Raw genomic sequence first — 8,196 nt, 5'->3', positions numbered from 1 at the left:
CAGAAACATCATTTTCTTTAACACTATAAGTTACATCTTTATCGTTATCTTTTTTATCTAGATTTTTAAATGTATCGGTCCAATTATTACCCTTATTTAAGGTAATAGATTTACCGGTATCTTTATCGTTAGCTAGAAGTTTAACGGTGACACTAGAAGGTTGAAGTTTATCCTTATTATCTTCATCGTTCCAGCTCTTTGTAACGGTTAAACTAGTTTTTTCATCAGTAGTTGGTTTAGCAGTATTTGTAATTTGAACACCATCGTTAGTTGTATCAATGTTAGCGACATAACCATCGGGAACAGGATCTTCAATGGCTGAATATTCAATGGCTTTATCATCATTGTTGATTGCTAAATCATTCCAAGTGTAACTCCAATTATTATCTTTATTAAGTGGTACGGGTTCACCAGTTTTAGTACCGTTTTTAGTTAGATAAACTTCAACAGCGTCATGGTTAGTCTTGCCGTCAGCCCAAACTTTTTTAACTGTAAATGAGCGTGTAGTTGGAGTTGTCTGAGTCGGTGTGTTAGTGATCGTGAAATCATTTGTACCATCTGCTTTGCTAATTGCGGAATCATATCCGGTCGGTGTATCTTCCTTAACGGTATATGTAATATCTTTACCATTAGCTTGTTTGTCTAGATTAGTAAAACTATCACTCCATGTATTGCTATCACTCAATTTAACGGTCTTACCAGTATCTTTATCGTCTGCTAGTAAATGAACAGTGATAGGATCATGAGTTGGCTTAGTATTAGTATCCTTCCATACTTTATTAACCTTTACTTGAGTTGTTTCTGGTGTGGTTGATTTATAAGTATTGGTGATAGTTTCAGTTTGATGTGTTGTATCACTATCTTTAATTGAACTCGTAGATGAATATCCTTCTGGAACACTGGTTTCTTTGGCAGTATAAGTAATTTCCTTATCATTGTCATCGAATTTAGGGAGTCTAGAGAAGCTGTGCGTCCAGCCATTGGTAGAGTCTAATGTAACTGGATCACCAGAAGTCTTGTCGTTGGCATAAAGTTGAATCTTAATACTGTCAGGGCGAGCCTTTTTGGTATTGTTATTGTCGTCCCAAACTTTTTTAACAGTAAAGTTAGTGGCTAAGGTATTGGTTATAGTTTTTTCGTACTTATTACCAAGGGCATCTTGTGTTTTGCTGATGATATAAGGAGTATTTGTACTAGATTGATCTGGATCTAGTTCAGAAATGTACCAAATATCAGTGGGATTAGTGAAGCCAGTCCAAGTATGAGACCAGTTATTATCAGTAGCTGTTAAAGTAGCTTCATTACTCTGATTGTTAGCAAGTTTTGTTTGTTTATTATTGCTATCTCCATAGAGTCCGACCTTAATGCTATTTGGACGCATATTATATTTATTATTACCATCATGCCAAATTTTTGTAATTTTAATTGTTGAAGTATCTGGTGTCAAAATATTAGTAATATCGTGGTTACCAGTTGGAAGACCAGTAAAGCCTTTCACAGCATCTTCAGAAACTGTGTATTTAATTTCCGTTCCATTGCTATCGTACTTAGGCAAGTTATTGAATTCATAGAACCAGTCATTATCTTTAGAAACATTTTGGTGTCTAACAACTGTACCATTATTATCTAAAAGATTAATTGTAACTTGGCTAGGAATTACTGTCCCAGCAGGAACACTCCAAATCTTGTGACCTGTAATTGAAGTAATTGCAGAACCGGCTCCAGCATCACTACCAAGTTTATTGGTAGATATGTTAACTGGAACATTTTGGATTTCAGTTTTGTTTGAATACAAATCACCGGTATTACCGTAGTAATTTGAAAGGTTATCGTAATTGTCGACACTTGTGTAATAAACAATCATAACGGTGTGTGTGATAGTACCAAGATCAACTGTAAATCCGTCGTTTGTTTTAGTTATTTCTTTTCCAGCCATTAAATTATTCGAGTCCGCAGTTATTTCACCAGTATCATGATTAGCCGTGGCCGAATAAATTTTAACTGGATGTTCGGCATCATCTAAAAGTGTTTGATTTGGTCCGATAAAATCCTTATAGACAGCATTATCAATTGTATCGCCAGCATAGTTTATTCTGACGGTCCACTGGATTGTCTTATCTATGAAACCACCGTACTTATATAACTCTTCAGTAGCGTCAGGAACGGATGGCTTGATGTTAGCCGTGCCAGTTGAACCAGGATTATTTTGTGCAGATCCTTGATTAGTCCAATCTAAATCGATATCTTTGCCCACAGTCGTGTTGTTGACATCCCAGTTGACATTTACCCAGAATGAACCAGTGACCTCACTATTTTTAGATAAACTAGCGGCAGTATCATTGAAAGTTACAGTAATAGTACGATTATCCTTAGATAGATTAGCTGTTCCTAAGATAGTGGAAGTACCTTTTTGATAGACATTTGCTGAATCATTATTACTTAGAGCAATTTCTTTAGGAACAGAAACTTCCATTGTGTCACCTTTGTTAATAACATTGTTCTTACCATTTTTTGCGGTAGAAAATTCCCAGTAAGCTCGCATATTATCGTTTTGGTGAAATTCAGTCAATGGGTTACCAGTTGAATCTTGTAATTGAACTTCAGTAATCAATTGATTGCCCCAATCAGTTGTGCTGGACTGTTTGGTTGAATCATCGATTTTAGAAGTACTTGAATCTGTATCTGTAGTACTTTCAGTACTAGTAGGTGCAGTATTTGTAATACCTTCAGCATCTGTAGTGCCATTAGTATTTTCAGTGCCTGTAGTACCTGAATCTTTACTTGTAGTAGCAGTAGTCTGTGGAGTTGAAGCCCCAAGAGACGTACTGTCGGCGTTAACAACATTAGATGTACTAGTCATAAAAATGGATAAGATTATGACTAATAAACTAAATATGTTATTTCCCTTTTTAAACATATTTAATTCACCCTCAAAAATAAATTTATTGATATATAGTCATAATACTACTTTTAAAGGTGATTATTCGAACATAGAATAATTTTTTGGTTAAAATTCATATATGAATATAATCTTTTTTGACATTTGATATGCATTAAAGAGTTAAAAGTGATAATCAAAAGAAGTACTTGATTGATTCTTCAATCAAGTACTTCTTTTTTATGAATCACAATAATTGGAATAAATCATAAAAATTGGATGATAATTGATGTTTATGAGTTAAATAATGAGCATGATTCATATAATAAACATAAAAATCATAAAACTATACATAATGAACATAAAGCATCGTTGAAAGCGTATACATATGAACTTATCATAAAAAGTGTAAAGAGAAACAATTAAATTTATCGGAGGCAACAATAAAATGGCAAAAGCTACAAATATTAACGAAGTAACAAAAGAAAGTTGGATTTTAAATACATTCCCAGAATGGGGAACATGGTTGAATGAAGAAATTGAAAATAAGAAAGTTAAACCTAATACATTTTCAATGTGGTGGTTAGGCTGTACAGGAATTTGGTTGAAGACGGCCGAAGATACCAATATCCTAGTGGATATGTGGTGTGGAACGGGTAAGAGAACTCATGGTAATGGAATGATGCGTAAAGGACACCAAATGCAAAGAATGAGTGGTGTTCAAAAGATGCAACCTAATTTGAGAAATCAACCATTCGTTATTGATCCATTCGAAGTTAAAAATGTTGATGCATTGTTTGTAAGTCATATTCATTCAGATCATTTGGATATTAATACAGCTGCAGCAGTTAATAAGAATTGTCCAGATGCTAAATTCTATGGTCCGGAACAAGTAGTTAAAATTTGGCAAGGTTGGGGCGTTCCTGCAGAAAAGACAGTTGTTGTAAAACCAGGAGATACTGTGAAGATTGGTAAAACAACTGTGAAGGTTCTTGAAGGATTTGATAGAACGGCCTTAGTAACAGAAGATAACCCTGATGTAACTCTTAAAGGTAAGATGCCTCAAGATATGAATAAAATTGCTGTAAATTATCTGTTCGAAACAACAGGTGGAAATCTTTATCATGCAGCTGATTCACACTATTCAAATATGTTTGCTAAACACGGTAATGAAAATAAAGTTGACGTTGCCTTGGGTGCATATGGTGAAAATCCAAGAGGTATCACAGATAAATTGACATCTTCAGATATTTTGAGAATGGCCGAATCATTAAAGACAAAAGTTATTATTCCTGTTCACTATGATATTTGGACAAACTTTATGACAGATCCTAAGGAAATTGAAAATTTATGGAAGTTTAGAAAAGATCGTTTGCAATATAAATTCAAACCATTTATTTGGCAAGTAGGTGGGGAATTCACATATCCAGATGACAAAGACAGAATGGAATTTAATTACGATCGTGGCTTCTCAGATGCATTCTCAATTGATAATGACACACCATTCCCTTCATTCCTATAAAACAAAGAAACGCGGTGCAAATAATATGATGTTAAACGAAATGCTAGATAAAGATTTAGTTGAGATTACTGATAAAGAACCCCAAGACTGGAAAGAAGCATTAAAAGTTGCTGCTGGGAAATTAGTTGAACATGGTTACATCAAGGAAGCTTATACCGATGAAATAATAAAGAATGTAGAAGACAACGGTCCATACATTGTTATTGTTCCTGGTGTTGCTATGCCTCATGCTAACGCAAAAAGTGACAATGTTTTGGGTACGGCAATTGGATTCACAAAGTTTAATAAATCAGTAAGTTTCGGTCCAGACTCAAGTGCTAAATTATTCTTTACCCTAGCTGCCCGAGATCCAAATGAACACTTAAAAAATATTGGCGAACTATCTGACATGTTAATGACGGATGGTCTTATAGATAAATTGATGAACGTTGAAAGTATTGATGGTTTGAAAGAATTAATTGGATCTGACAAATAAAGGCAGGTGAGTATAAGAATGGATAATTTTTTTAGCATTCTTATGAAGATTTGGGATTACTTTGCTACAAATATTTTGACCCAACCAGCATATATGATCGGTTTTATCGTTTTATTGGGTTACATTTTGGAAAAGAAACCAATCTATGAATCAATTGCTGGTTTTATGAAAGCTGTTATTGGATACATGATCTTGATGGTAGGTTCTGGAGGATTGGTTAACAGTTTTAGACCAATTCTTACAGGATTAAAGACAAGATTTCATCTGACTGCAACGGTTATTGATCCGTATTTTGGACAAAATGCTGTTACAGACGGTGTTGTAAAGACTTTCGGGAGAACCTTTGGGGATGTAATGCTACTTCTATTGTTTGCCTTTGTCTTTAACATCATATTAGTAAGATTCCAAAAATTTACTAAATTACGTTCAGTATTTACTACTGGTAATGTACAAGTTCAACAAGCAGCTACAGCTTTTTGGCTATTGTTATTCTGTTTCCCTAAAATGGGTAGAATGGAAGTTTTGTTAGTAATGGGAGTTATCTTAGGATTATATTGGGCTGTTGGTTCAAATATGACTATTAGATATACTCAGGATTTAACCGATGGTGGTGGCTTTGCCGTTGCCCATCAACAAATGTTCGGTATTGCTTTGGTTTCTTGGCTGGCCGATAAAATAAAGAAACATGACGAAAAGACACAAAAGAAAGCCAAGAGACTTGAAGATATTGAGTTACCTGGATTTTTGAAGATCTTTAATGAAAATATGGTCGCTACCGGTATTTTAATGTTGTTCTTCTTTGGAATTATTATGTTGGTTTTGGGTCGTCCATATTTCAATGAAATTTATGTAACAAGCAAAGGTGCTTCAGGATTAGCACCTGGTGGTAGTTTCTTATTCTATATTTTGACTACATCATTAGGATTTGCTGTTAATTTGGCAATCTTACAATTAGGTGTTCGTACATTCGTTGGTGAACTAACAGAAAGCTTCAGTGGTATTTCAGATAAGTTATTACCTGGTTCAGTACCTGGTATTGATGTTGCCGCTACATTTGCTTTTGGTGAACCTAACGCCGTAACAATTGGATTTCTATTTGGTGCCTTAGGACAATTTTTGACAATTGGTGCTTTAATTGTTTTACATTCACCAACAATTATTATTGCCGGATTTATTCCATTATTCTTTGATAATGCAGCCTTTGGTGTATATGCTAATAAACGTGCTGGTGCTAAAGCAGCTATGATTCTTCCATTTATTAGTGGAGTGATTCAAGTTCTTGGTGCTGCATTTATCGCTAGTTGGGTTGGTTTAGCCAAATTTGGTGGTTACCTTGGAATGTTTGATTGGGATACATTATGGCCTGTATTCACAGCAATCATGAAGTACTTAGGTATAGCAGGTATCATAATAGTTATTATTATTTTGGTTGTTATTCCACAACTAGAATATAGAAAAGATCCTAAGAACTATTTCTTAATGGTTACTGATTATGATAAATATAAAGAAAGCGTTAGCAAAAAATAATTTATAATATAGTGGAGGCAAATTATGAAGGTTTTAGTATCGTGTGCAAATGGATCAGGAACAAGTTTAATGATGATGAGAAGCGTTAAGAAAGCTTTTGAAAGGTTAAATATCCCTATTACTAATATCGAGCATACAAGTATTGCCGAAGGTACAAGCACGGCTAAGCAATATGATGTTGTATTTACACCTATGAACTTTGTAAGTATGTTTGATGATGCAAAATCAAAAGGCGTTGTAGTCGTTGGCGTAAAAAATGTTTTGAGCGATAAAGAAATTGAACAGAGAGTTAGAGAAGAAACTGATTTTGTTAAATAGGGAGAAAAAACATGAAACCAAATTTACAAGTAGCTTTAGATAATAACACTTTAGAGAGTGCTTTAGCCGATGTTAGAGAAGTTGGAAGTATCGTTGATATTGTTGAGGCAGGAACAATTTTAATCCTTCAGGAAGGAACAAAAGCCGTTAAGTCATTGAAGGCTCTATTCCCTAACAAGATCGTTATTGCTGATACGAAATGTGCTGATGCTGGTGGAACAGTAGCTAAAAACATGGCCGACGCCGGAGCTGATTGGATGACTTGTATCTGTTCAGCAACAATTCCAACTATGAAAGCAGCTAACAAGGAAATTGATGAGATTCAAGTTGAACTATATGGTAACTGGACTAAGGAAGATGCTCAAAAATGGTTAGATGCCGGAATTTCACAAGCAATCTACCATCAAAGCAGAGATGCGCTCCTTTCAGGTGAAACTTGGGGCGAAAAGGATTTAAATAAAGTTAAGATGCTTGTTGATATGGGCTTTAGAGTTTCAGTGACTGGTGGATTAAACGTTGATACACTTAAATTGTTTAAAGGAGTAGACGTCTACACATTTATTGCTGGTAGGGCAATAACCAAGGCAGCCAACCCAGCAAAGGCAGCAACTGATCTCCAAAACGAAATCAAACGCATTTGGAACTAATAAAAAAAACGTTTTGAGGATGATCATATGAAAAATTCAATATCAAATGTACAGGAGAGAAGAAGCAAACTTCTAGAAATAGTTAACAAAAAGGGATCTATGTCAGTAGAAAATTTGGCAGAAAAACTTAATGTTTCTGAGATAACAATTAGAAGAGATTTGAAAGTATTATCAGAAATGGGGGTAATTGGTTGGAGAAGCGGTGTTGCTACATCCACATATGGGAAATCACTTTCTTCAACTTCACTAGATGTGAATGCAGGCAGTAGAGTTGATCAGATTAAAATGAAAATTGCTGCCGCCGTTCCTAGTTTTATATCCGAGTCTAGTACGATATTTGTCAATTCTAGTACCCTTTGTTGGATGGCGATTAATCAATTAGCGTCTAAAAGATTAACTATTATTACCAATAATGCACATGCGACTGAATCAGTACATCATCCTCAAACCATAATTATTTTAACTGGCGGGGAAATTAGGTATCCCAAAGAATCATTGGTCGGTGGAGTAGCAATCCAATTGCTATCTAGTATGCAGTCGGATTATACAATCATAGGGCTTGATGGTGTAAGTATAGATGGCGGGTTAACAACTCAGAATTTGTATGAATCTCAAGTCAATACAACGATGATAAAACGAACTAAAAAGAAGGTAATCTGTTTAGCAGATTATCGGAAAATAGGTGTTACTAGTAATTATCATGTGGCCGACATTGATGATATAGATATTTTAATAACCGATAGTTTTGCAAATGAAAAAGTAATTAAATCATTTCGTAAGCGAGGCATTGAAGTGATTCAAATACAATTGGGTCAATAGGGAGACATAA

7 protein-coding genes are annotated in these 8,196 nt (G+C 34.7%); 6 read left to right on the top strand and 1 reads right to left on the bottom strand.

Annotated features, from left to right (window positions below; genetic code table 11):
• Positions 1 to 2,917, bottom strand: a 2,917-nt coding sequence (locus ATN92_RS04480; protein ID WP_158106625.1) for a Cna B-type domain-containing protein, incomplete at its 3' end; no start/stop codon positions are given.
• A gap of 409 nt (positions 2,918 to 3,326) precedes the next feature.
• Between ATN92_RS04480 and ulaG the strand changes: the two genes are divergently transcribed.
• Genes ulaG through ATN92_RS04450 form a run of 6 tightly spaced genes read left to right on the top strand, consistent with a single transcriptional unit; the run spans position 3,327 to position 8,186 of the window.
• Entirely contained in the window at positions 3,327 to 4,400 is a 1,074-nt protein-coding gene (gene ulaG, locus ATN92_RS04475; RefSeq protein WP_056955007.1) for an L-ascorbate 6-phosphate lactonase, read from the top strand.
• A gap of 25 nt (positions 4,401 to 4,425) precedes the next feature.
• Positions 4,426 to 4,875 (top strand): PTS sugar transporter subunit IIA, encoded by a 450-nt coding sequence (locus ATN92_RS04470; protein WP_056955005.1) that lies wholly within the window; start codon positions 4,426 to 4,428, stop codon positions 4,873 to 4,875.
• Positions 4,876 to 4,893: 18 nt separating this feature from the next.
• Positions 4,894 to 6,402: a PTS ascorbate transporter subunit IIC gene (ulaA, locus tag ATN92_RS04465; RefSeq protein WP_056955003.1), complete on the top strand. Its 1,509-nt coding sequence runs from the start codon at positions 4,894 to 4,896 to the stop codon at positions 6,400 to 6,402.
• A gap of 24 nt (positions 6,403 to 6,426) precedes the next feature.
• A complete protein-coding gene (locus ATN92_RS04460; RefSeq protein ID WP_056955001.1) occupies positions 6,427 to 6,720 on the top strand; it encodes a PTS sugar transporter subunit IIB in 294 nt (97 codons plus the stop codon).
• Between the two features lie 11 nt (positions 6,721 to 6,731).
• A complete protein-coding gene (locus ATN92_RS04455; RefSeq protein WP_056954999.1) occupies positions 6,732 to 7,367 on the top strand; it encodes a 3-keto-L-gulonate-6-phosphate decarboxylase UlaD in 636 nt (211 codons plus the stop codon).
• Positions 7,368 to 7,394: 27 nt separating this feature from the next.
• Positions 7,395 to 8,186, top strand: a complete 792-nt coding sequence (locus tag ATN92_RS04450) for a DeoR/GlpR family DNA-binding transcription regulator (RefSeq protein WP_056954997.1) — start codon at positions 7,395 to 7,397, stop codon at positions 8,184 to 8,186.
• Positions 8,187 to 8,196 lie beyond the last annotated feature (10 nt).

The sequence above is a fragment of the Companilactobacillus bobalius genome (assembly GCF_009764355.1).
This window is presented reverse-complemented; position numbering and strand designations above follow the sequence as displayed.

Coding starts and splice junctions, on each gene's coding strand:
- ulaG (WP_056955007.1), top strand. CDS start 3,327: ATGGCAAAAGCTACAAATATTAACGAAGTAACAAAAGAAAGTTGGATT.
- ATN92_RS04470 (WP_056955005.1), top strand. CDS start 4,426: ATGATGTTAAACGAAATGCTAGATAAAGATTTAGTTGAGATTACTGAT.
- ATN92_RS04460 (WP_056955001.1), top strand. CDS start 6,427: ATGAAGGTTTTAGTATCGTGTGCAAATGGATCAGGAACAAGTTTAATG.
- ATN92_RS04455 (WP_056954999.1), top strand. CDS start 6,732: ATGAAACCAAATTTACAAGTAGCTTTAGATAATAACACTTTAGAGAGT.
- ATN92_RS04450 (WP_056954997.1), top strand. CDS start 7,395: ATGAAAAATTCAATATCAAATGTACAGGAGAGAAGAAGCAAACTTCTA.
- ulaA (WP_056955003.1), top strand. CDS start 4,894: ATGGATAATTTTTTTAGCATTCTTATGAAGATTTGGGATTACTTTGCT.